Genomic DNA, 23123 nt, shown 5'->3' with positions numbered 1-23123 from the left:
ACTGCTGTGGATTTTATCGCATGCCTACGATTTTTTTAGAATCAAAAGATAACCAGAAAATTAAACACTTACGTGGTTTAATTGAACAAAATAACTATCGCAAAAAACAGGGACAAACGGTACTTGAAGGTACACATTTGTGTCTGGCGTGGTTACATGAAAATAAAAAAATCAATTCGATTTTTACCACCGAACATGCACTAAGCCATCCTGACTATGAGCGTATTTTGGCTAAATACACAGGCGTGGTCTTTGTCATTGGCGAATCTTTATATAAAGATTTAAGCACTTTAGGCACTTCCCTTGCCTGTTTAGCCATTGTCGACGTGCCAAGTTCAAGCCAAGCTTTAGACTTTAAAGCAGACACACTGATTTTAGAAAATGTGCAAGATCCGGGTAATGTCGGCACCTTATTGCGCTCTGCAGCAGCAGCAGGTATTGAACAAATTATTTGTACCAAAGGTTCTGCCTCACTTTGGTCGCCACGGGTGTTACGTGCAGGCATGGGCGCACACTTTAGCTTGCATACCTTTGAAAATATTGAACTCGAAGATGTCTTAGCACAATTTCAGATTCCTGTATATGTGACCAGTTCACACCATGCAGAAAGTCTCTATTCCAAAAATCTGCGTAAGGCTTGCGTCTGGATTCTAGGCAATGAAGGTCAAGGTGTGTCCGATTATGCCTTACAGCATGCAGAAGCGGTAAGTATTCCACAACCAGGTGGACAGGAATCTTTGAATGTGGCAATTGCAGGCTCAATCTGTTTCTTTGAAATGGTACGCCAACGTCTGTAAATGGTTAATTTATTTTAAAAAGACTAGCCCTGCAAAAAAAATAGATTAGACTGAAAATAATAACTTGCAATGTCAACCAAACCATTGTTTTTAGCGTTATAAAAATATGATGTTAAAAATAATGGTGGGTATCCAATGACAGGATTTTCCATCTCTATGGATTTAAACCCGAAGTCGTCACACTCGGAAAATTTGAGTGCTCTTAAGAGTACGGCTGAGCAACGTCTGAAGAATTTCATGCAAGACGTAACGGGGCGTGCCTTAGTGATGATGGAAAGTGCAACGCAAGGACAGCACGGCATTGCTATGGATTTGGTGCAAGAAGCCTTTATTTCCTTGCATAAATCTTATGCTGACAAAGCCACAGAGGAATGGTATCCCCTGTTTTACACCATTTTAAATAACAAATTACAAGATTGGCGTCGTAAAGAAGCTCGCCGCGCTCAACCGTTTTCATGGTTCAAAAAAATTAGTTTAGATGATGACGATGTTGAACAACTTGATATTGTCGATGAGCAAGCACTCAATCCTGCAGAGTTTTTAGATCAAGCTGTGACTGTAGAAGAAATTCAGGCAGCAATTGCGGGGCTTCCTGTGCGGCAACAACAAGCTTTTATGTTACGTGCTTGGGAAGGTTTTGATACGCAAACCACCGCACAAATTATGAACTGCACTGAAGGCAGTGTAAAAACGCATTATCACCGTGCTATTCAAGCTTTACGCAACAGTTTGGCACATATGAATCCGTATCTGGGAGGATCATCAGAATGAAACAAGATGATTTCTTAAAACAAGTGACATCTAAACTTGATGGATTGGCTCGCCACCATCAAGACAAAGCCGCGGTCATGAATCATGTCTTGGACAATATTCAAGACAAGAAAACATCGCGCTATGGGCTTTGGAAAATGTCAGGTTTTGCATTGGCTGCGGCAATTGCAGGTTTTGTGGTCTTGCCAAATTCAATGGAAATGACCACACAGCCGCAGAATCAAGCTGTATCTGTTCCTAAACTTTCTCCACAAATGGTGGAAGATTTAGAAATGTTAATGGTGTTGGGTGAGGACAAAGTTCCACATGGCAGCTAAACGAATTGTGATTGCGTGTTGTGCGCTCAGTTTTTTACAAACCAGTTTTGCAGGGTTTGAGCGTTTTTGGATTTTTTCCAAAGATGCAGATACGCAAATTTCAGAAACCTGGGAAACTCTTTCTGAAGAAGAACAATTGGCCTTAATTAAGCGCTATCAAAACTTAAAAGAAATTCCTGCAGAAAAAAGCGTAGCTTTACAGCAGCGGATGGATTGGTTTACTCAACTGCCTGATAGCGAAAAACAAAAAATGCGTGAAACTTGGCAAAAAATGAGCACGCAAGAACGTCGTGAATTAGGACAACGCTTGCAACAAGCAACACCTGAACAACGACCTTTAATTCGTCAGGAATACATTCTTAAATATCAGCAGCCTGCAATGAGTCACTAATTTTATCTGTTCATGGATAATAGAAAGTACTTGAAGTCACCAATAACAAAAGCCTCATCGTGTAAAACAGATGAGGCTTTTGCAATAAAGAGTCGGTAGATTACGATTTTCTTGGACGTTGACGATAGAACGCCAATCCGATTAAACCAAACATACCCCAGAAACCTAAGCTTCCCCCACCGCCACCACTGGCTTCATAATTGGTATTTTTCGCTGTATTTTCTAAAGTAATGGTCGCTTCAGGCGAAAATTCCAGTTCATGATCGAAAATCGTGTATTTCAGCTCATAATCAAATGGGCTAAAGCTATTTCGTACTTGAACCTGAATATTGCCACCATAACAAATTTCACCTGCATAATCCCCAGGACAAGGTGCTTGTCGATCTGCCGTAATTATCACACCTGAAGGCAATTCCTTAAAACGAATTGCCAATTCTTGTTCTGTACTATCTTTATAGAATGCAGGCTTATTGGTATTTTCTTTCAGAGTGCTGATAGAACCATCGCCTGCATCGCTATCATTCAGCAATGGATTAAAACTCACTTTAAGATCTGTACCATATTCAAGTCGTACACGATCATCTTTTGCAATTGGGGCAATATTGCTAAATTTGCCTTCAAGTAAGCCCGAAGAATGCAAATTGCTGTCTAATTTTGAGGTAATGGTGTATTTACAATACGCTGAATCGGTTGCTTCTGTGACTTTATCATTCAATCGATACATCACAATCCGTTGCAACTGTGCATCCCATTCACATTTGAATAATGGGTCTTGGGTCAATTTATCTGTGCTAAATGTGGTACCTGAACCCGAAATTGCACCAATCCCCAATACTTCAGTGCTAATGCTAAAGTTGTCAGAATTAAGCTGTCTTAACTGAACAAATTTCCCATCTGCAGTTGGTTCATCTTGCTTTAATGCCATCGCAAATGGATCAACATAAATGGCACGATATTGCTGCTTAGCTTTGGTATTCGCCAACAAATCCTGCATCGTTTTCAAATCAGTACGCGATTGAGAAACGACCGAAGATGCAGCATCTTTACTTTGATCTATCGCAGACTGAATACGGTCAATTTGTTGCTGATAATTGGCAAATAAACTTTCATAAGAGACATTACGCAAGCTTTGAATATCGGCTGCATTTAAGCGCATCACTTCTACAGAGCCAATTTCACAGGTATTTTTTGCATCAGGATTTAAAGTTAAAGTTGCATTACTCACCCGCGCTAAACCACGTTGTTCATAATCACTACACCCCATGCTGTTTACATCAATCAAATCTTTCGCAGGGTCTGAACCAAGTTTTGGATAATACAACGGCAGGAATAAATTATAAGCAGATGGTTCTTGCAAGGGCTGCAATACTTGATCAAAGCTAAGCCCTGTCAAATCCAAATTTTTAGCACCATCATAAGAACTATTTGCTGTTTCAGGCAAATCACACTCGCCTTGCTCTGTCGCTGATCCCATTGCGAATAAGGCATTGCGAATTGTGTTGATGTTGCGCGCCTGCTCTAAGCTCGCAGGGAATGCATAACGACAAGATTTACCTTGGTTAAAGGCCAACATATTAAAAGAGAGGACAATACGTGGATAATTGTCATAAAACAAAGTACTCAATGCTTTATTTTCAACAATGGTATTACTTTGCAAATACACCTGTGACAAAGTGCTAAGCGGATGATTTTCTGCATTACTTAAGTTAAAGATATGACCTTTGCTGGTATCAGCTTGGTTTTGTGCAATCGTACTGGCAGTCAACGCAAGATCTGGTTGGCCGCAAAGATCAAAAGTACTAAGACTATTTGCAGCACCATTTTTCACAATACTGCTGCGGTCAATTTTCACCATAGAGCGTGTATTGACCAAGTTGGCACTACAATCCATTGCCAACACACTACCTACTTTGGCTTGGTTCGCATGGATATAAGCATTCTCTAAATTGACTTGACGCTCCGCTTGATGAGCAACAACGTAAATTGCACCACCTTGTTCTGCATGCGAATTTTGAATTTCGACATTGTTCGCAGCTAGTGGGCCTGCCACAAATAATGCACCACCTTTGCCTGCATCTACAGGGTTCGCATTACCACCACCATTGGCATCCCCATTTTTTAGAATGACATCGTATAGCGCCACGCTGGCTTGGGTATCTGAAGTATTGATAATACGGCTATTGCCCTGTGCATTAATACTGGTTTTTAACGGTGCAATTGAAGGATAACGATGGGTAATCGGATCTACTTGGTTATAGTCGACCGCTGTCGCCCCATAAATACGCACCATAGATTGCGGGCGTAATTCTGAGTTTAAGATATATTCCCCAGCCTGCAACTGAATCATATCGGTTGCACCACGGTTGGTATTGCCTGCGCTACATCCACCGAACGCAATATTCTGCTTGGCCGCAACTAACGCTTCACGTAATGAACATTTGCTTAAGTCTTCACCATTTTGATCTTCAAAGGTCGTGACCTGAATCACACGATTATCTGCTGCCATAAGCGACATAGCAGACAGCACCATTATCCCTAATAGTGTTTTTTTATTATTTTTCATATTCATCCTTTATGCTTTTCTACGGCGTAAACCCAACAAGCCCAATAAAGCCATTAATCCGTAAGCGCTCCATGCACCGCCAGAAACTTTTATTTTATCGCTTTCCATACGATTTTCATGTTCTTGAATAACTTGGACTTTCACTTCCATATAAGGTGTTGTGCTGTTAAAACGTGTGGTACTGGTGACTAATTTAATTTTAAAAACATCTGCACCATGCCAAGCAGAATCTGGGGTATATACCAAATTCCCCAACTCATCTACGGTCAATTTTCCTTTAGAACGTGTATCGAGTTGCTCAATTTGCACACAACCTGCTTGCCATGCTTGGCCTGTCGGATTGTTTGGATAGACTTGATCACAAAATTCTTTAGGCACCAAATCACTATCACCCAACAAATCACTCACCGACATTTTAGCAATTTGACCCGCCAAAATATCTTGACCTATAAGCCCCATAGTTTCAGGAACCATCACCTCTATTGCACCACGGTCACATAAGGTAATATCTGACTGACGGTTTTTACCGCGCTGATCTGAAGCAGCACAACCGACTACCGTATTATCCCCCAGTTGTAATTGCCCCTGATTCAACACCACAGAATCTTTCAGGCTGTTATAATTGAGCAATACGCGTGGGCGCATAAAGCCCAAGAATGAGTTTTCAGGAACTTGATATGGACAAAAGAGTGCCGTTTTATCTTGACTGAGGGTTTGGCATGCACCTTCAAGCAGATTACCTGCAAGCACCGAATTTGCAGTCCATAGCGTATTTGGATAGTTGCTATCGCCTGCTCCACAGCCTGCGCCGACTAAATTATTTTGCAATCTTGTTGCATCTGAACCTGCTTGCACACAGTTTGCTGCAGTATTCACACTCACAGGATGTGGATTACCCAAAATCACACTATTGGCAATATAGGCTTTACCCAAAGGTGCGTTGAGATACACACCACGGCTGTTACCAATCAAGCTAATGTTATTGACACCAATATCATCCAGCACATTCATGACATAGCCTTCATTTGCAGTAAAAGTACTGCTCACGATCATATTCCCCATACTAGGAAAGGCTTTGATTTCTTCATCTGCCAAACTTGCTGCAGAATAGAGATTGGCTGAAGCAACTGATATGGTTTTGTTGCCTTTAAATACTGAAGTTGTAATCACAAAGCGTGGGAATTGCGTATAAATGACGCCACCTTCCTGCGCTTGGTTAGCTTCAAGCAAGCTATTTTTGATCTCAATAAAACCTGCAGGGATCTTCTCGTCAGTCATTTGTGCGAGGTTATAAATTGCCCCACCTTGATTGGCTACACCCTGACTCAGTTTCACATAGTCTAAAATTAAATGTTCATTATTATAAATCAGACCACCTTGTTGCTGACGACAGCGTTCCTCACCGCAGCCCTGTAAAGTTAATTCTTTTAAAGAAACTTTTAAGAAACGATCCTTGCTATCTTCAATGTGGAAAATTCGCTCATTGCCGCGCATCTGAATCGTGGCATTATTCAAACCTGGGGCAGTTTTATCATTCAGACTACTGTCATAGGTGGTTTTAATTTCAAGGTTTTCTGTAATTTTAAGTTGAGTATCAATTTGATAGACGGCTTTCTTTTCTAATAAAATCACACTTGAGGCATTTTTGCCGCCACAGCCCAAATAGCCTTCTTCGGGCATGCCTAAATTAATATACTCAATGGCTTCACGCAAAGAACATTGTTGATCATCTGCTTTGGTGTCAGCAGTGGTGGTGACAATGATATTACTACTATATGCATGACCTGCGATAAACAGCATACCAATGCCGATGCTCTGCTTGAGCATAAGCGTACTCCTTGTAATTTTCTTTGTTTTTTTTCTTCTTTAGTTGCAAATTCCCTGCAACTTCGAATTATTTTCCGAATAATTTGGCATAGCTTGCGCAAATTCTCAAGTAATTTTAATTTTTACCGATATTCGTCAATTAAAGCATAAATCTGACGCAGGTTTGCTCCACTTAATTTCGTTTTCTCTCCTTTAAGTAATTGCACCAACTGTTCAAGGCTTTGCAGCAAAATCGAGGTCTGCTGTGGGCCATGTAACAACAAATAATCAATAATTTGTGGGTCGATGATAATCCCGCGACGCTCTAACACGGAACTCACTAAAGCTTGTCGGTCTGCATACAAACTGCCTGAAGGCACTTTAACACTCACTGCCTGCGTCAAACGTGATTGCAAATCGGGCAATTCAAGCTTTAATTCAATCGGTGCAAAACGTGATGAAAACACCAACTGACCACCAACCTCATTGCTGTAATTGATTAAGTGAAACACCGCACGTTGCCAATGTGGTACACCACTAATCGCTTCAATATCGTCTAAAGCAACCAAATCATAACGGTCTAAAGAGGTAATTGCTTCTGTTGGGGCATCCAATAATTCAAGTAAGGATACTTTAATAGCTGATTTGCCAATTTCTAAATAGGAATCGCAAATTGCAGACAATAAATGACTTTTGCCTGTGCCCGCACCACCATAGACATAAAAGCGATTGACCAATCCTGCATGAAGCTGTCGAACTGCATCAATCACATGCCCCCAACCCGGACCAGAAAAATCACTGATCCGTGCATCTAATTGAGGCTCGATATCTAACTGCAGTTGACGCATAGAATTGTAATCACCTAGGAGTTTTGCTGATCTGAGGGCTTTATCTTACTTGATTTTTCAGTCTGTTGCAGTGAATTTGCTGACTGAGGATCAAGCTCAATATCAATATGAACTTGTGCTGTATCAATGCTGATGTCACCCGATGCACCATCTTCCGACACCACCACAGGTTGCCCATACAAATAACTTTTTTCGTAAAAATCACGTAAATGACGCAGTAAAACCACAATCACTGCTGCTACTGGTAAAGCAATCAACATACCCATGAATCCAGCCAGTTGTGCACCTGCTAAAACAGCAAACACCACCGCGACTGGCGAAAGCCCGATTTTATCACCCAATAAAAACGGTTGTAGAATATAGCCTTCCACCGCCTGTCCAATCATAAAGACCACAAGGACTAAAACCAATTGCATCCAGTCAATGCCAAATTGTAGGAAAGTGGCAATAATGGCTGCAACAATCCCTACAGCGAAACCTAAATACGGAATAATACTAGCAAGTCCCGCAACCATCCCAATAATCAAACCGACTTCTAAACCAATCAGTTGCAATCCAGTCGCATAAACGACGCCCAACAAGATCATCACCAAAAACTGACCTTTAACGAAAGCACCTAATACACTGTGACATTCTTGCACCACAGCTAAAGTGCTTTGCTCATAAGGACGCGGAATTAAGCGACGCAGGCTGTCGAGCATACGCTGCCAGTCGAGTAGAAAATAGAAAGCAATAATTGGAATCAGCACTACGGTACCACCAATTTGAATAAAATTCAGACCAGACTGTGCAACACTCAATAACATGGCCTGAATACTATCGGCACTATAATTGGTTTGCACATAATCCATGACGATGCTGCTCATGTGCGAGGTATCAATTTCCATTTCTTCAATATGAAAAGTCGAAGACACCCACGGCAAGAAGGTCGAATTGATCCAGTTAATACCGACAGGAATACTGTCACGCGCAATCATCAACTGCTTCCAAACCAAAGGAATGATGTACCAAACTGCCAAAGTCAGCGCGATGCCAATCCCAATAAAAACCAAACTGATAGATAGCCAACGTGGCAAACCGACTTTGCAAAATTGTTCAACCAATGGGCTAAATAAATAAGCCATGAAAAATGCAACAACAAAAGGAATGACAACCGGTTTTAATAAGTACAGCACCCAAAGGAGCAGAACTATCCCAGACAGGATAAAAATGCGACGCAAGGTACGATCGACCATAGAAATTCGCCTTTTTTCAGTTTATTCGTTATAGAAGTTAAAATATTTGAATAAAGATAGCATTTTAGCGCATAAATAACATAAGAGTTTCGTATATTCAGGTATAATCGGCCCCGCGAATGCGGAGACTTCATTATGAGCAACTCAACTTCTAACCCTACCACTGGTTTAAGCTATAAAGATGCTGGTGTCGATATTGAAGCGGGCGACGCGTTAGTCGATCGTATCAAATCTGTTGCTAAGCGTACTACTCGTCCTGAAGTGATGGGTGGATTAGGTGGCTTTGGCGCACTTTGTAAAATTCCGAAAGGTTATGAAGAACCTGTCCTCGTATCTGGCACAGATGGTGTAGGGACTAAATTACGTTTAGCGTTGAACCTAAACCGCCACGACACCATTGGTCAAGACTTAGTCGCAATGTGTGTAAACGATTTGCTGGTATGTGGTGCTGAACCTTTATTCTTCCTCGACTACTATGCAACAGGTCACTTAAATGTAGACGTTGCTGCCAATGTTGTTACAGGTATTGGTAAAGGCTGTGAGCTTGCAGGTTGTGCGCTTGTAGGTGGTGAAACAGCAGAAATGCCAGGCATGTATGAAGGTGAAGATTACGATCTTGCAGGCTTCTGTGTAGGCGTGGTTGAGCAAAGCAAAATTATTGATGGCTCTAAAGTAAAAGCGGGTGACGTTTTAATTGGTGTTGCATCTTCAGGCGCACACTCAAATGGTTACTCTTTACTTCGTAAAATTTTAGACGTAAAAAATGTTGATTTAACTCAATTGGTTGATGGTCGTCCACTGGCTGACGTTGCCATGGAACCAACACGCATTTATGTTAAATCTATGCTTGAATTATGCAAACAAGTAGATGTGCATGCTATGGCACACATCACTGGTGGCGGCCTACCTGGTAACTTACCTCGCGTATTGCCAAATGGTGCGCAAGCAGTGATTGATGAATCTTCTTGGGAATGGCCTGAACTATTCAAACTATTACAACGCGAAGGTGGTGTAGAACAGTTTGAAATGTATCGTACCTTTAACTGTGGTGTAGGGATGGTTGTTGCTGTAGATGCCAATGATGCAGACAAAACTGTAGCACTTCTCAACAGCTTAGGCGAAAAAGCGTGGGTAATGGGTCGCATTCAAGATAATGCCGAATCTGTTGAAGGCGCAGATGAAAAAATTCGCGTAATTTTTGCGTGATTCAACACCCATGATCAAAATAGCTGTTCTTGTTTCAGGCAGCGGAAGTAACCTACAAGCCCTGATAGATGCCAATCTTTCAGGGCATATTGTTGGGGTCATTTCCAATAAGCCTGATGCCTATGCCCTCACCCGTGCGCAAAATGCAGGTATTCCAACCGCAGTCATTGAACATAAGCAATACCCTGACCGTGAAACCTTTGATGATGTTATGCATCAGCAATTGCTGGTTTGGAATGTCGATTTAGTTGTTCTTGCGGGCTTTATGCGAATTTTAAGTGCCAAGTTTGTGCAGGCTTGGGAAGGAAAAATGCTCAACATCCATCCTTCACTCTTGCCACATTATAAGGGCATGCATACCCATCAACGTGTACTCAATACTGGTGATACCTTACATGGCTGTACAGTCCATTATGTCACAGCTGAACTGGATGCAGGCCCAGCACTTGCACAAGGTGTATTACAGGTAAATCTGCATGATACGCCTGAAAGTTTGGCCAATCGCGTACATGTATTGGAACATTTAATTTACCCACAAGTGGTTGAATGGATTTGCAATGGTAGCCTTGAACACACCGCACAAGGCGTGATGTATCGTCAGCAACTGTTACAGCAACCAGTACAGTTTTGCCGTATTTAAGCAATTGGCTTAATGGGTACAAAATAAAAAACGCCTGTTATCAGGCGTTTTTTATGCGCGGTGCAAACAAGTATCTTTTTTACACCACGCTTGCTTTTGTTTGCTGGGCTTGAATTAAGTCTTTAATCAGCTGCGCAGTCTCTATAGGCTTTTCTAAGGGGAACATGTGCCCGCCTGCCGTAACCTGATACGGTATCCCAAATTTCTTGGACGTAATCTGTGGAAAACCAGGCTTTAAAAATGGCCCTTTTTCTGCAATTACCAATTGCATTGGCACTTGCGGCTTAGACTGCGGCAACCACCAAAGCGATGGATTGGTTCTGAAGATATTGACTTCATCCATTTTTGGAATGGTCAACTCTACCCCACCACGCACACTGTCTTCTGTTAACGCATGATCAATATAGGCCTGAAAACAGTCTGCATCAAAGTCTTTGTAAAAACCTTTAGGACGCAATAATTCTGCAGCATGCGCACGACTCTCCCAATGATCACGACGTCGCAAAGACAACGCTGCGGGTGACATTTGATCGACCGCTTTGAGTTTCAACATTTTAGCAAAATGCAAAAACACTGAAGCTTTGCCCATAATTAAAGGTGGATCAAGCATAATCACTTGCTCAAACAACTCAGGACGTTGCAATGCTGCTTGAAAAGACAAGACCGCACCTAAAGAATGTCCCAACGCTATGACTTTACGGCCTTGCGATTGACGTACAATACTGTCAATCACTTGCTGGGTTAAGCTATGCCAATGGTTATCAATTGGATAACGCTTATCTGGCCCTAGCAACGGGACATCAATCACATCGTAATCATCTTTAAGTGAATCAAAGAGTTTTTGATAGACCTTTGATGGCACACCATTGGCATGTGCAAAATGAATCAGTGGTTTCATTGTAATTTCGCGTTTTGCTCAGTCTGAAGCTGTTGAGAAATTGAAGTGGCAAAACCCTCTCCCACTGCGGCCCCCATACGACCCAGTACAGAGTCTAAAGGACTATGTTCAATCGTATAGTTCACAGCTTTATCAAGGTTTAAGTCACGCTTTAGGCTATTTAGACTACCAATTTTATCGGCAATACCCAGTGTAACTGCTTGCTCACCTGTCCAGAATAAACCAGAGAAAATCGCAGGATCTTGTGATTTCAGTTTCGCACCACGTCCATCTTTCACTGCTTGAATAAAATGACCATGCACATTATCCAATACTGCTTGTACATGCTTTTTCTGTGCAGGATCGACAGGTTGCGTCATCGACAATAAGGCTTTATTTTCACCTGAGGTCATAGTACGATCTTCCACACCCATCTTCTGCATTAAACCGCTCAGCCCATAATTTGGCATAATCACGCCAATTGAACCCACCAAACTTGATGGATTGACAATAATTTCATCTGCAGCGGAAGCAATGTAATACGCACCTGAAGCGCCAGTATCGCCAATCACGGCATAGAGTTTTTTCCCTTGATGCTGTTTTTTCAGATATTGAATTTCTTGCCAGATTTCATCTGACTGCACAGGTGAACCACCCGGAGAATTAATATTTAGCACCACCGCCTGACTGTTGCTGTTTTCATAGGCTTTTTTCAGTGACTTGATGGTGTCATTGCTGTTCACACTTTGCTTATCAGATGCAATTGTGCCAACAATATCCACCACCGCGATATGTGGACTCGCTGCCGATGGATTCGTGGTCGTGGTACTGCACCCTTTGCCCATTATCACCAACAGTAAAAATATATAAGCAAAAGTTAAAAACTTAAAGAAAATCCCCCAACGACGTGCACGACGTTGTTCTTCAACTGAAGCTAAAACAGCTTTTTCTAATAGTTTCCACTCATTGCCTGTGGGCTGCTGTGCTTGTGGAGATATTTGTTGTGATTCATTTTGTGGTTTTGGTGGCCAATCGGACATGAAACAATCCAAAAAATAGTAAATTTGCTCCATTATATACACGGAATTGGCAAAAACTGTCTAAAGCCTGTATTTTCTCCTATAATATTTTACATCTTTATCCTTTCTATCAATTGATGCTGTCGTTATGACCGAACCTGCACCGACAACGGCTTTATCGCGCCTGCTTGATTTTGTCAGTCGACAACCTTTAACAGTTGCGCGTTTTTTTGCAAAATCTTTGGCTTTTTTGGTCAATACACTGCGTTTGAGTAAAACCTCTCAAACCATTCAACTCAATCTACAAATTGCGCTTCCTGAGCTGAACTCACAACAACGCGAACAGATTACCCAGCAAGCAATTCGTAACGAACTGACCTCTTATTTTGAGTTTTTTCATATTTGGGGATCAAGCAATCAAAAAAATATTCAAAGAATCCATCAGGTACATGGTTTAGAACTATTACAAGATGCACTGGCTGCACAAAAGGGTTTGGTCTTAATTGTGCCGCATTTTGGCACTTGGGAAATTATGAATGCGTGGATCGCTCAATATACGCAAATGACCATCATGTATAAACCTGTCAAAAACCCTGCGGCAGATGATTTTGTGCGCCAAGCACGTAGCCGTGAACAGGCACATTTAGTCCCAACAGATGAATCTGGGGTACGTCAAATTTTTAAAGCACTCAAACAAGGCGGAACCACTGTCATTTTGCCAGACCATACCCCAAATATAGGTGGTGAGATGATTCCTTTTTTTGGTATTCCGTTGGAATCGAGTAATTTAAGCGCCAAATTGATTCAGAAAACTAAAGCAAAAGCTTTGTTCTTATATGCGTTAAGAAATGCAGATCAAGGCTTTGATATGTATATCGAAGCGATAGATGAGCACATTTATCAGTGTGATGCCAATGCAGGGACAGCTATTATTCACCGTGCAATTGAAGATTTGATCCGTCGTTATCCTACACATTATCACTGGAGTTATAAACGCTATAAAGCCCATCCAGATTTACGCGGGGTCTATCATAAACCTGTGCAAGAAGCCTTGGCAGATGTGCAGGCTGTACGTGCCCAGACACAGAACCAAACTAACGCTGCAACCACAATTTCTGCTGCCGATACGGCTGTATAAGCATACGCTGTTGTGCATCTACAGAAAAACGTACGCTGCCCTGTTGTATGGTGTTCATGAACGGAATATTGAGCGCAGCCAAGCGTTGCTGAACTAAAGAACTAGGATGTCCATAACGATTATCAAAACCTGCAGATGCCACGGCCAATTTGGGTTTAAAATGTGCTAAAAAATCATAGGCAGAACTGTGCTTACTCCCATGATGACCCAAAATTAACACATCTACTTTTAAATCAGGATATTCCTGCAACAATTGATATTCAGTTGCCCAACCTGCATCGCCCATCACTAAAAAATGCTGATATGGCTGTGCGGATGGCACTGAAATATACAACACACATGACAACTCATTTTGTTGCTGTGCGGCATAGGGTAATTGACTCGGTTTAGGAGATAAAACTTGTATCTGTACCTGATGTGGTAAAGACCACTGTTGCCCTTGCTGACACAAATTAAACTTGCTATTTACTGCCACATCTACGGTCTGATTGGCAAAGACATGCTGAATATTGACTTCATTTTGCAAATGAGGAAATGCACCATTATGGTCTTGGTCTAAATGACTTAAAACCACCAAGTCCAGTTGTTTAATACCATGCACCGCTAAAAATGGACGTAAAATTTGCTGTCCAATACTAAACTTACTTTCATCATAAGAACCGCCCACATCAATCATCATGTTGTAATGACCTGAACGTAAAAATAAAGCTTGTCCCTGCCCCACATCCAGTACGGTCAATTCAAATGGTTGTCGTTGGCTATCGACTATAATCAGTGGAACAAAACATAAGATTGCCCAAGTTTTAGGCAATACCGATTGTGGTAAAAATAGCAGAAATAAGCCTAAACATAGACAGACATACACCGCTGCAGACATCGACAAAGTATGTAACCGTGGTACAAAAACGGTTTCCATCCCCCGAAAAATCAAGCGCAACAAAGCCATAGCTAGATCATTCAATTGAAACAGTATTGACGCCAAGGGTTCAAAAATAAAAAAGCAAATTCCTGCCAAAACATCTAAAGGCACGATCAGCATACCAATCAATGGAATTGCGATGATATTAATAAGCGGTGCAATCCACGCCACTTGTTTAGAAAACACAATCACCAAAGGAAATAAGGCAATAAAAATTTTCCATTGCGACTCGATTAGAATTTTGCTGGCATGTTTCAGTTGCTGCCAACGATTCAGCTCTATACGTGGTTGCGCACTCAAGCTCTGATAAATACGCAGTAGAATAAAACAGGCCCCGTAAGACAGCCAAAAAGCAGCAGACAGTACACTTAAAGGATCAAACCATAATAATAAGGCAGCACTATAAATCAGCAAGGCAAAGCCTTGAAGCTTCTGCTTCAGCACTAACATTACTGTCACTAGACTGCACATCAGCAAGGTTCTTAATGCAGGAATTTCAAAACCGACAAAGGCGGTGTACAGCAATACACAACTTAAAAATGGCAACATGAGCAAGTATTGTTTAGGCATCCACAAATACCAATGCGGACGGTAATACCTAATCAGCTGACGTAATGCCCAACATAGCATGCCTGCAAAAATCAGCACATGTGGCCCTGAAATAGCCAATAAGTGGCTAATTCCAAAACGCTGAAACTGTGCTTCAGTTTCTGCATCTAATAGGCTTTTATCTCCTGTGAGTAATGCAAGAATTAAACCTTGATGATGCAAAGGTTGCTGCTGAATAAACAGTCGAATTTGATAACGCTGCTGTTCAATCCATAATCGAAATTTTGCCCATAGCGTCTGTTGGGCACGCCAATGTTGTGTAAACCCCATGGCATAAATTTGTTCAGCCGAGATAGGCTGAATCTGCTCAACCCGAAAACCACTCATAATATTTTGCTGTAAATACCACCGCTCTACATCAAATGCACCTGCTGTGGCATAACTATGCGCAGGGCGAATTTTTCCACTTAATTTGTAATAGTGTCCAAGTTCTAAATTTTGCTCTTGATCTACCTGAGTTTGTGCTAAAGTTGCTAACCATGTCACTGTTTGAGGATGTCGGTTTAACACCTCAACCCTTTGTGAAATGCTGTTGTCATTTAGCTGATTTAACTGTCTGACATAAACCACGACTTCAGCAAATTCAGGTTGTAGTTCACGCCATTGCAAACGCTGCTGCATCTGCGTATCCGCATAGATCAAACCGAAAACAAGACTCAAAACACCTGCTACGCCTACATTCAAACATTTCCAATAGATTGAAGATAAGCGAGCTTGCAACAAGTATTGCACAACGATACTGCATAAAATCAGTAAAACCATTGCACTAGGCATGGAAGTCAATGAATGTATTGGAAAAGAAGAAGAACGTATTCCGACACAGGCGATCCCAATCACCCAAGCCAGACCAATCAATTGCAGCATGAATATTAAACTTATTATTTTTATTGGCATGCATCATAAAGCCCACCGAAGTGGGCTTCAACAAAACAATCTTATTCCAGCAATTACTGTTTTAAACGCAATCGCTTTTGAGTGGCTTTACGAACTATGCCCCTTAAGCATCTACCCAAACACCATCTTGCATGTGCAAAATGGTATCGGCAGATTTTGCCAACTCTTCATCATGAGTCACAATCAACATCGCCATATTAAACTCTCTGCGTAATTCACGCAGCAATTCAAAAATTTTAACTGCAGTTTTGCGGTCTAAATTTCCAGTGGGTTCATCGGCAAGCATGAGTGCGGGTTTTGTTACTAATGCACGTGCCAACGCAACACGCTGACGCTCCCCTCCAGAAAGCTCACCCGGTTTGTGGGTTAAACGATGCGACAAACCGACACGCTCAAGCAGATACTCTGCCTGTGCCTTCACCTCTTTATAGTTCGTGCCTGCGCGTAACATTAACGGCATCGCCACATTTTCAAGCGCACTAAACTCAGGCAGCAAGTGATGAAATTGATAAACAAAACCGAGGTATTGATTACGCAAATAACCGCGCTCAGCTTCGCCTAAATTGTCAAAACGCTGACCATTTAAAAATACTTCGCCTGTACTTGGTCGGTCTAAGCCACCTAAAACATGCAATAAGGTACTTTTACCCGAACCACTCGCCCCAACAATAGACATAAATTGCCCCTGCTGAACTTGTAAATCTAGACCACGAATCACTTCAACAGTGGTTTTGCCATCGGTAAAGTATTTAGAAACTTGTTTGGCTTCCAGAACAATCTTACTCATAACGCAATGCCTCTGCTGGTTGAATTTTCGCGGCACGTAATGCAGGGTAAATCGTCGCCAAGAAACTTAAAATTAATGACAAGCTCACAATCACCACCACATCTTGCCATCTTAAATATGAAGGTAAGTAGTTGATAAAGTAGGCATCAAATAAGTTTAGCCCTAATACATTATTCAACCATGCAATAAAGCCACTGATACTGGACGCGAAAATAATCCCCAAGATTGCACCTGAAACCGTGCCAATAACCCCAATGACCGTACCTTGCACCATAAAAATTTTGGTAATCGTGCTTGGTGATGCACCCAAAGTTCTTAAAATCGCAATATCCGATTTTTTATCGGTCACGACCATCACCAAAGACGACACGATATTAAATGCAGCCACCAAAACAATTAGGAATAACAATAGGCTCACCATTGCCTTTTCCATTTGAATGGCGCTAAACAAGTTGCCGTGCGTATAAGTCCAGTCCGAAGCATAAAAATTGGCAGGTAGCTCTTGCACAATATCTCGAGATACTTGTGGTGCAGCAAAAATATCATCCAGTTTTAAACGTACACCTTGCGCACCATCGGGTAAACGCAGCAAAGTCGAAGCATCATTCAGGGCGATATATCCCATCATCGAATCGACTTCTGCACCAATACTAAAAATACCAACCACTTTGAAGCGTTTAAAACGCGGTACAACCCCTGCAGGGGATGGCGTTGCTTCAGGTAAAACCAAGGTGATGCTGTCGTTTAAACCCAAACCCAAGGCATCAGTCATTTGTTTGCCCAAAACAATACCGAACTCACCCTTTTTCAGATTGTCGATACTGCCTGCAACCATGTGGTTTTGAATGATGGATACTTTCTTTTCGTATTCGGGTTCAATTCCCGTGACCATAATGCCCGACACTTGCCCTTGTGCAGTCAACATGCCTTGCAATTGCGTAAATGGTGCAGCACCAACAACATGCTTATGTTGCTCAACTTTCGTTGCAAGTTCTGGCCAATTTGTTAAAATTTGTGTTGATGAAACAGTGGCTTGAGGTATCATGCCCAAGACACGATTTTTTAATTCACGATCAAAACCATTCATCACTGAAAGTACGGTAATGAGGACGGCAACACCCAAAGTTAGACCGATCATCGAAACTAAGGCAATAAAAGAAATAAAGTGGTTACTGCGCCGAGCGCGCGTATATCTCAACCCTATATATAGCGAGATTGGTTTAAACATACCATCAAGTCCGAGGTAATACATTATGGAAAATTTACAGCATCAAAGCGTCGCGTCTGAACGTCGTGTCATGTCACGAATTGATGCTGCCCTGAGAATCAATTACCAGATCATTTCTGACGATGTTGCGCTGAACGACCCTTACGATGCTAATTTTGTTTTACCGCGTTATTTTCTACTACTCGCAGAATTAGATCAATTTGATCATGCATTAAACTACGAATTAGAACAATTAACTGAAAAAGATCAACAAATTGCTCGAATCTTATCCTTATTCAACCAAAAATTAAACCTTATTACAGGGTCTTTATACGATGCAATTGTACAAAGCATGTTACCTATCCCTGAACAGGTCAATTTTTCAGAAAGTGGTTTCAGTTTTTATAGTGAACGTGAATTAAACACGGGCAGTTATATTCATGTCACGCTCAGCCATCCTGAAAACTTTTTCCATATAGCCGCAACCGCGCAAGTGGTTTACAGCCGTGAAGAAGAAAATGGACAATATCGTACTGGGGCGTATTTTATTACTCTACACCCTCAAGATCGCGTCAAACTTGCAGAAGCCGTTGCTTTAAAACAAGCATAATCTAAGAAATAAAATAAATCATTTCTGCATGTTCGCGTATATAAAATCACGTGGATAACGCCATCTTTGCATATCGTTAGGATGGTGTTTTGATTTTCTGAGCCAATGCCCGACTTGCTTTAAGATCACGATAAAAATACAGCACTAAGCCTGACAATAAAACCAAAGCGCCCACAAATACCATGACCGATAAAGCTTCTTGATTGAGTAAAGCACCAATCAACAAAGCAATCATTGGCGTCATGACGGTGGTTAAAGATAAGGTGGTCGCCTGAATATTCTGCACCAATTTAAAATAACAGAACATTGAAATCAAAGAAGCCATGATCACGGTATAAAGTAAAGCTGCGATAGATTTAAGACTCGGCAAACTAGTCGGTACATATTGCCAAATAAACGGCACAATACATAAAGCCGCAATGGTTGATACCAAAATCGAGCCAGTTGCCTGTGCTACAGGTTCAACTTGCGCATTAACTTTTTTCACCCAGAAAATAGACATGGTGTAGGTCAATACACTAAACAGCATTAAAACAATACCCAGAGGATGCACATGCTGTGTTTCGCCGCCAAAGCAGATGATGCCAAGCCCTAAAATGGACACTGTCATTCCGATCCATTGAATACGTGCCAAATGCAACTGAAACACAAAACGACCAATCAAACCTGCTATGATGGGGGTCAGACCAAACATCAGGGCGATAATGCCTGAGCTTAAATAAGCGGTGGCAATGTAGGTGAAAATTTGTGAACCGATCAGACTAAACGAACCTGCCAAATAACTATGCCACGCTTGTAGATGATGTGGAAATTTCACTTTTAACAGCAGCAATAAAATAATAGCTAAGGGCAAAGCAATGAAAAAACGTAGCACCAAAGCCCAAAGCATGTGTAAATCTGACACACTCCAGACAATTGCCAAAGGCGTTGTTGCCCAAATGAAAACCAATAAGGCATAGGTCATCATAATATTGGTTTTAGAAGGCATGCGTGACTCGTATTAAGCAGTTTTACGTTTTTGCTTTTGGATGGTTTGATCTAGACTACTTGAAAACTCACGTTTATCACGTTCTGAAATAGGTGCTGGCCCACCTGTTTGTACGCCTGCACCACGCAAAGTATCCATAAAATCACGCAAATGCAGACGCGCTTTCACATTGGCAACAGTATAAATTTCACCACGTGGATGAATCGCTATTCCGCCCTTTTCAATCACTTGTGCCGCTAGTGGAATATCCTGCGTGATCACAATGTCGTGTTCCTTCATGCGATCTACAATTTCCTGATCGGCGGCATCGGCACCATGCATCACTTGAATAGAGTTAATCCGTACCGAAGGCGTAATCCCGACCGATTGATTGGCAACAAAAGTGACTTCAAGTTGGTAACGATCTGAAGCACGTAAAATGACTTCTCTTAGAATTTTAGGTAATGCATCTGCATCAACCCAAAGTTTAAATGGCAGCACTGTGCAACCCTGATAATAATATGCGACTAGTGTATCAAACTCATTACATTGCAGTATGTTTAAAATGCTCAGAATTGCATGCTAAAGTGTAGATGGATGTGATTTTGTTTCTGCTGCATCGCTGTCCACAATCTGTACAAATGCAGTGGCATTACATGAAATTTCAGCCAAAGACTTGAAAAATCGAAATAACCCTCGATCTAAGAGTAAAGAAAAGAACCCAACATCTCAAAGTGCTTATGAACAATCAAAATAGACCAGAAATCATCCGCATTGAAGATCAGAACTTCGGCAGCCATGTTGAACATTGGAATTTACTCACGGATGAACCCTGCACCGAAGTTCCAAAATGGTTAGGACTGGCTCTAGATGCACCAATTATGCCAATGGGTTTATGCCGCCAAGAAGCAGAAATGGATCAAAGCACATGGCTGATTCAAGGCCCAAGCAAAGAGGCAATTCAATTGACACAAGTGATTGCGGTTGAAAATAACAAACCACAAGCTGTAAAAACGGCTTTCCCTTGCTTTGAAAGTCCTTACAAAGTTGAAGCTAAAATTGAACGTATCATTAGCTGCAAATCTAACACTCAAGCGGTGCTTCGACTCAATTTAGGCAACAACAGTATTGTCTATGCTTTTGACAGTTTATACAGCGTCAACCATCAACAATACCAAAAAGATCAAACCTACTGGGTGCATTTAAACGCATGGGCGTATGAACTTGAAGCTGTTGCTGAAGGCGAACAATTGGTGGTCGATGATCCTGCGTCAATTAAACACCATCGTGCGCTGAATGATATTTTAGCAGCCAATGATGGTGTTGCACCTGCCAATCTGCAAGAACAAATTGACGCATGGCAACCTAAGTCCGAAGATGACAAAGCACCTGTAACGGTGGATTTTTCTAAAATGGTCGCATATTTATATGGCGAAAATATCGGTCAGGAAGATGAAGCTTGGTTTCAGGGCAATGTTGTTGGTAAAACCAGTTTTGAATTCATGAATCAAGCCTATACTGTTTATGATGTCACTCTAATTCATGATGAAAATCAGCCTGCGATTTTAATTCGTCTTGCAACTAAAAATCCTGCGCACCAAAACTTTGAAATTGGACAATACATTCGTGGCAATATTTGGATTCAAGCCAATATTCACAATATAAAACAGTAGTTTATTAAAAATAAACCTCAAAGTAGCTGTCTAAATAATAAATTCATATTCATCATCCCCCCATCCTCGCCTTCTCCTCAGGGAGAAGGAACTTTCAATACTTATTTCACTGATGGCTTATAATCAATTTTTGATTGTTAAAAGCGTGCTATTGATAGTATGAATATATTGATGCTTATTTAAGCATTTTAAATTCAAAAAAACGCAGTTATCCACAGCTTTAAATTTATTATAAATTCAAAATAAGCCATATTTTAAATCGAATATGTGGATAAGTTATTTTAAAACCCAAACATCTGCACCAAGCACCGTAGATAATCTGAAAGCCTTGAGTGGTGCGGATTTTAAAAATCAACACAGAATTAATTCATTATTGGCAGATATTATATTTAAAATAAAATTAGTACTTTATTTAATCAATTTTTTATGCTAAAAATATAGCCGTATTTAAATATTTAACGATAAATAGATCATCGGAAAATAATATCTATGAAAATCGTGCAAGAAGAAAACTTACAGCATGTAGAACATCAACTTGAGCAACGCTATCAGCTCGACCCGATGTCTTGCCTATTTTTTGCATTAGGCATGCTGCTCTCCGCCTACGGCTTACACTATTTTGTGTTCTGAGTTTCACTCATCAACAAGCCTCTATGACTTTTCACCTATTTCTATAAAAAAAACCCAGCTAATTCAGCTGGGTTTTTGCTTTTTACTACTATCAATTAACCGTGACGTTTTGCAAAGTCATCCATAAAGTTAACCAAAGCTTGTACGCCATCTAATGGCACTGCATTATAAATACTTGCGCGCATACCACCTACAGAACGGTGACCTGCCAAGTTCAACAAACGGTTTTCTTCAGCTTCTTGCAAGAATTGTTTTTCCAGTGCGGCATCAGCCAAAGTAAACGGAACGTTCATAATTGAACGGTTTGCGCTATAAATTGGATTCGCGTAGAAATCGCTTGAATCGATATAACCGTATAATAATTTCGCTTTTTCTAGGTTAGCTTGATGAATCGCATCTACACCACCGTTTTGCAATAACCACTCAAACACTAAACCAGACAAATACCATGCATAAGTTGCAGGTGTATTCACCATGGAATCATTTTTTGCCTGTGCTGAATATTTCAAAATGCTTGGAATTTCAGGCTTGGCTTGATCAAGCAAATCTTCACGTACAATCACAATGGTTAAGCCTGCTGGGCCAATATTTTTTTGCGCACCTGCATAAATCAGACCAAATTTAGATACATCTAAAGGTGCAGATAAAATGCTTGATGAGAAATCACATACCAACGGTTTGTCTGTTTCTGGAATATTGGCAAACTGCAAACCACCAATTGTTTCGTTATCTGCATAATGCACATAGGCAGCATCGGCAGATAAGTTCCATTGGCTTTGTTCACTAATGGCATGCTTACCTTCAATCTGAATACCCGCTTCAACGACATGAATATTGCCATAGCGCTGCGCTTCTTTTAAGGCTTTTTCAGACCAAATACCCGTGTGGATATAATCTGCCTTGTTGTTTTTACCCAACAAATTCAATGGAATCGCAGAGAATTGTAGCGATGCACCACCCTGCAAGAACAATACTTTGTAGTTCTCAGGAATATTCATGAGTTTGCGCAGGTCTGCTTCCGCTTTTTCAGCCATGGCAACATAGTCGGCACTACGGTGGCTCATTTCCATGATCGAAAGACCTTTGCCATGCCAGTCAAGCATTTCAGCTTGAGCTTTTTCAAGTACGGCAGTCGGTAATGCTGCAGGACCAGCACAGAAGTTGTACGCGCGCATGATTTTTCCTTTCAGAGTGAAACACAATAAAATGATGGCATTTA

General features: G+C 41.1%; 23 protein-coding genes. 10 read left to right on the top strand and 13 right to left on the bottom strand.

All coding sequences use genetic code 11. The features are described 5' to 3' along the window. Positions 1–20: 20 nt before the first annotated feature. The 4 genes from FTV41_RS04060 to FTV41_RS04045 all read left to right on the top strand — a co-directional run bounded on the left by FTV41_RS04060 (position 21) and on the right by FTV41_RS04045 (position 2276). Positions 21–797: an RNA methyltransferase gene (locus tag FTV41_RS04060; protein WP_179996165.1), complete on the top strand. Its 777-nt coding sequence runs from the start codon at positions 21–23 to the stop codon at positions 795–797. Between the two features lie 156 nt (positions 798–953). Next, complete coding sequence (locus FTV41_RS04055) at positions 954–1568, top strand: RNA polymerase sigma factor (protein ID WP_004971803.1); 615 nt, start codon at positions 954–956, stop codon at positions 1566–1568. Beyond that, positions 1565–1885, top strand: a complete 321-nt coding sequence (locus FTV41_RS04050; RefSeq protein ID WP_004971804.1) for a hypothetical protein — start codon at positions 1565–1567, stop codon at positions 1883–1885. The genes FTV41_RS04055 and FTV41_RS04050 overlap by 4 nt, the downstream gene beginning before the upstream one ends. Next, the gene (locus FTV41_RS04045; protein ID WP_004971806.1) at positions 1875–2276 is read left to right on the top strand and encodes a DUF3106 domain-containing protein; all 402 of its coding nucleotides are present in this window, start codon (positions 1875–1877) and stop codon (positions 2274–2276) included. Before FTV41_RS04050 ends, FTV41_RS04045 begins: the two co-directional genes overlap by 11 nt. Positions 2277–2376: 100 nt before the next feature. On the opposite strand, the gene FTV41_RS04040 is transcribed toward FTV41_RS04045, so the two are convergent. From FTV41_RS04040 to cxpE, 4 genes are all read right to left on the bottom strand, one after another. Then, complete coding sequence (locus FTV41_RS04040; RefSeq protein ID WP_257221909.1) at positions 2377–4791, bottom strand: CSLREA domain-containing protein; 2415 nt, start codon at positions 4789–4791, stop codon at positions 2377–2379. Positions 4792–4848: 57 nt separating this feature from the next. After that, entirely contained in the window at positions 4849–6666 is a 1818-nt protein-coding gene (rbtA, locus tag FTV41_RS04035; RefSeq protein WP_167845887.1) for a rhombotarget A, read from the bottom strand. A 122-nt stretch (positions 6667–6788) separates the two neighbouring features. Continuing rightward, entirely contained in the window at positions 6789–7493 is a 705-nt protein-coding gene (gene hda, locus FTV41_RS04030) for a DnaA regulatory inactivator Hda (RefSeq protein WP_004971812.1), read from the bottom strand. 14 nt (positions 7494–7507) lie between these two features. Further along, a complete protein-coding gene (cxpE, locus tag FTV41_RS04025) occupies positions 7508–8728 on the bottom strand; it encodes a chloramphenicol efflux transporter CxpE (RefSeq protein WP_167845886.1) in 1221 nt (406 codons plus the stop codon). Between the two features lie 135 nt (positions 8729–8863). On the opposite strand from cxpE, the gene purM reads away from it, so the two are divergent. Then, positions 8864–9934, top strand: coding sequence for a phosphoribosylformylglycinamidine cyclo-ligase (gene purM / locus FTV41_RS04020; RefSeq protein WP_168460155.1), 1071 nt, complete (start codon positions 8864–8866; stop codon positions 9932–9934). Positions 9935–9944: 10 nt separating this feature from the next. Next, the gene (purN, locus tag FTV41_RS04015; protein ID WP_179996163.1) at positions 9945–10574 is read left to right on the top strand and encodes a phosphoribosylglycinamide formyltransferase; all 630 of its coding nucleotides are present in this window, start codon (positions 9945–9947) and stop codon (positions 10572–10574) included. Positions 10575–10653: 79 nt separating this feature from the next. Here the strand turns inward: purN and FTV41_RS04010 are convergent, their stop codons facing one another. Together FTV41_RS04010 and sppA are read right to left on the bottom strand one after the other, a co-directional pair. Next, positions 10654–11472 carry an alpha/beta fold hydrolase gene (locus FTV41_RS04010; RefSeq protein WP_179996162.1) on the bottom strand — a complete coding sequence of 273 codons (819 nt, stop codon included), beginning with the start codon at positions 11470–11472 and terminating at the stop codon, positions 10654–10656. Continuing rightward, on the bottom strand, positions 11469–12491 hold the full coding sequence (sppA, locus tag FTV41_RS04005) for a signal peptide peptidase SppA (RefSeq protein ID WP_179996161.1): 1023 nt from the start codon (positions 12489–12491) through the stop codon (positions 11469–11471). The genes FTV41_RS04010 and sppA overlap by 4 nt, the downstream gene beginning before the upstream one ends. Before the next feature lie 127 nt (positions 12492–12618). On the opposite strand from sppA, the gene FTV41_RS04000 reads away from it, so the two are divergent. After that, a complete protein-coding gene (locus FTV41_RS04000; protein WP_004971822.1) occupies positions 12619–13608 on the top strand; it encodes a lysophospholipid acyltransferase family protein in 990 nt (329 codons plus the stop codon). Here FTV41_RS04000 and FTV41_RS03995 read toward each other — a convergent pair. The 4 genes from FTV41_RS03995 to FTV41_RS03985 all read right to left on the bottom strand — a co-directional run bounded on the left by FTV41_RS03995 (position 13565) and on the right by FTV41_RS03985 (position 18045). Continuing rightward, positions 13565–15910, bottom strand: a complete 2346-nt coding sequence (locus FTV41_RS03995) for a DNA internalization-related competence protein ComEC/Rec2 (protein ID WP_257221908.1) — start codon at positions 15908–15910, stop codon at positions 13565–13567. The two genes, FTV41_RS04000 and FTV41_RS03995, sit on opposite strands and share 44 nt — an antisense overlap. Further along, positions 15903–16064: a hypothetical protein gene (locus FTV41_RS15190; protein WP_253115564.1), complete on the bottom strand. Its 162-nt coding sequence runs from the start codon at positions 16062–16064 to the stop codon at positions 15903–15905. The genes FTV41_RS03995 and FTV41_RS15190 overlap by 8 nt, the downstream gene beginning before the upstream one ends. Before the next feature lie 69 nt (positions 16065–16133). Then, positions 16134–16817 carry a lipoprotein-releasing ABC transporter ATP-binding protein LolD gene (lolD, locus tag FTV41_RS03990; RefSeq protein ID WP_154320911.1) on the bottom strand — a complete coding sequence of 228 codons (684 nt, stop codon included), beginning with the start codon at positions 16815–16817 and terminating at the stop codon, positions 16134–16136. After that, positions 16810–18045: a lipoprotein-releasing ABC transporter permease subunit gene (locus FTV41_RS03985; RefSeq protein ID WP_104853304.1), complete on the bottom strand. Its 1236-nt coding sequence runs from the start codon at positions 18043–18045 to the stop codon at positions 16810–16812. The genes lolD and FTV41_RS03985 overlap by 8 nt, the downstream gene beginning before the upstream one ends. A gap of 25 nt (positions 18046–18070) precedes the next feature. Here FTV41_RS03985 and FTV41_RS03980 point away from each other — a divergent pair, with 25 nt between their 5' ends. Further along, a complete protein-coding gene (locus FTV41_RS03980; protein WP_004971830.1) occupies positions 18071–18634 on the top strand; it encodes a PilZ domain-containing protein in 564 nt (187 codons plus the stop codon). 76 nt (positions 18635–18710) lie between these two features. On the opposite strand, the gene FTV41_RS03975 is transcribed toward FTV41_RS03980, so the two are convergent. After that, positions 18711–19622: a DMT family transporter gene (locus FTV41_RS03975; protein WP_179996159.1), complete on the bottom strand. Its 912-nt coding sequence runs from the start codon at positions 19620–19622 to the stop codon at positions 18711–18713. 12 nt (positions 19623–19634) lie between these two features. Next, entirely contained in the window at positions 19635–20102 is a 468-nt protein-coding gene (locus FTV41_RS03970; protein WP_004971836.1) for a YaiI/YqxD family protein, read from the bottom strand. Positions 20103–20341: 239 nt separating this feature from the next. On the opposite strand from FTV41_RS03970, the gene FTV41_RS03965 reads away from it, so the two are divergent. Further along, the gene (locus tag FTV41_RS03965) at positions 20342–21274 is read left to right on the top strand and encodes a hypothetical protein (RefSeq protein ID WP_019837949.1); all 933 of its coding nucleotides are present in this window, start codon (positions 20342–20344) and stop codon (positions 21272–21274) included. 489 nt (positions 21275–21763) lie between these two features. Continuing rightward, complete coding sequence (locus FTV41_RS03960; protein WP_004971840.1) at positions 21764–21904, top strand: hypothetical protein; 141 nt, start codon at positions 21764–21766, stop codon at positions 21902–21904. Between the two features lie 95 nt (positions 21905–21999). Here the strand turns inward: FTV41_RS03960 and serC are convergent, their stop codons facing one another. Further along, complete coding sequence (serC, locus tag FTV41_RS03955; protein WP_179996158.1) at positions 22000–23079, bottom strand: 3-phosphoserine/phosphohydroxythreonine transaminase; 1080 nt, start codon at positions 23077–23079, stop codon at positions 22000–22002. Positions 23080–23123 lie beyond the last annotated feature (44 nt).

The sequence above is a fragment of the Acinetobacter sp. YH16051 genome (assembly GCF_013417135.1).
In the GTDB taxonomy this organism is placed as follows: Bacteria; Pseudomonadota; Gammaproteobacteria; order Pseudomonadales; family Moraxellaceae; genus Acinetobacter; species Acinetobacter towneri.
Note: the sequence above shows the minus strand (reverse complement) of the source record. Positions and strands in the feature narration are given on the sequence as shown.

Excerpts from the sequence above, each read along its gene's own strand:
- FTV41_RS04060 (WP_179996165.1), top strand. The coding sequence starts at position 21 with ATGCCTACGATTTTTTTAGAATCAAAAGATAACCAGAAAATTAAACAC.
- FTV41_RS04055 (WP_004971803.1), top strand. The coding sequence starts at position 954 with ATGGATTTAAACCCGAAGTCGTCACACTCGGAAAATTTGAGTGCTCTT.
- FTV41_RS04050 (WP_004971804.1), top strand. The coding sequence starts at position 1,565 with ATGAAACAAGATGATTTCTTAAAACAAGTGACATCTAAACTTGATGGA.
- FTV41_RS04045 (WP_004971806.1), top strand. The coding sequence starts at position 1,875 with ATGGCAGCTAAACGAATTGTGATTGCGTGTTGTGCGCTCAGTTTTTTA.
- FTV41_RS04040 (WP_257221909.1), bottom strand. The coding sequence starts at position 4,791 with ATGTCGCTTATGGCAGCAGATAATCGTGTGATTCAGGTCACGACCTTT.
- rbtA (WP_167845887.1), bottom strand. The coding sequence starts at position 6,666 with ATGCTCAAGCAGAGCATCGGCATTGGTATGCTGTTTATCGCAGGTCAT.
- hda (WP_004971812.1), bottom strand. The coding sequence starts at position 7,493 with ATGCGTCAACTGCAGTTAGATATCGAGCCTCAATTAGATGCACGGATC.
- cxpE (WP_167845886.1), bottom strand. The coding sequence starts at position 8,728 with ATGGTCGATCGTACCTTGCGTCGCATTTTTATCCTGTCTGGGATAGTT.
- purM (WP_168460155.1), top strand. The coding sequence starts at position 8,864 with ATGAGCAACTCAACTTCTAACCCTACCACTGGTTTAAGCTATAAAGAT.
- purN (WP_179996163.1), top strand. The coding sequence starts at position 9,945 with ATGATCAAAATAGCTGTTCTTGTTTCAGGCAGCGGAAGTAACCTACAA.
- FTV41_RS04010 (WP_179996162.1), bottom strand. The coding sequence starts at position 11,472 with ATGAAACCACTGATTCATTTTGCACATGCCAATGGTGTGCCATCAAAG.
- sppA (WP_179996161.1), bottom strand. The coding sequence starts at position 12,491 with ATGTCCGATTGGCCACCAAAACCACAAAATGAATCACAACAAATATCT.
- FTV41_RS04000 (WP_004971822.1), top strand. The coding sequence starts at position 12,619 with ATGACCGAACCTGCACCGACAACGGCTTTATCGCGCCTGCTTGATTTT.
- FTV41_RS03995 (WP_257221908.1), bottom strand. The coding sequence starts at position 15,910 with ATGCCTAGTGCAATGGTTTTACTGATTTTATGCAGTATCGTTGTGCAA.
- lolD (WP_154320911.1), bottom strand. The coding sequence starts at position 16,817 with ATGAGTAAGATTGTTCTGGAAGCCAAACAAGTTTCTAAATACTTTACC.
- FTV41_RS03985 (WP_104853304.1), bottom strand. The coding sequence starts at position 18,045 with ATGTTTAAACCAATCTCGCTATATATAGGGTTGAGATATACGCGCGCT.
- FTV41_RS03980 (WP_004971830.1), top strand. The coding sequence starts at position 18,071 with ATGGAAAATTTACAGCATCAAAGCGTCGCGTCTGAACGTCGTGTCATG.
- FTV41_RS03975 (WP_179996159.1), bottom strand. The coding sequence starts at position 19,622 with ATGCCTTCTAAAACCAATATTATGATGACCTATGCCTTATTGGTTTTC.
- FTV41_RS03965 (WP_019837949.1), top strand. The coding sequence starts at position 20,342 with ATGAACAATCAAAATAGACCAGAAATCATCCGCATTGAAGATCAGAAC.
- FTV41_RS03960 (WP_004971840.1), top strand. The coding sequence starts at position 21,764 with ATGAAAATCGTGCAAGAAGAAAACTTACAGCATGTAGAACATCAACTT.
- serC (WP_179996158.1), bottom strand. The coding sequence starts at position 23,079 with ATGCGCGCGTACAACTTCTGTGCTGGTCCTGCAGCATTACCGACTGCC.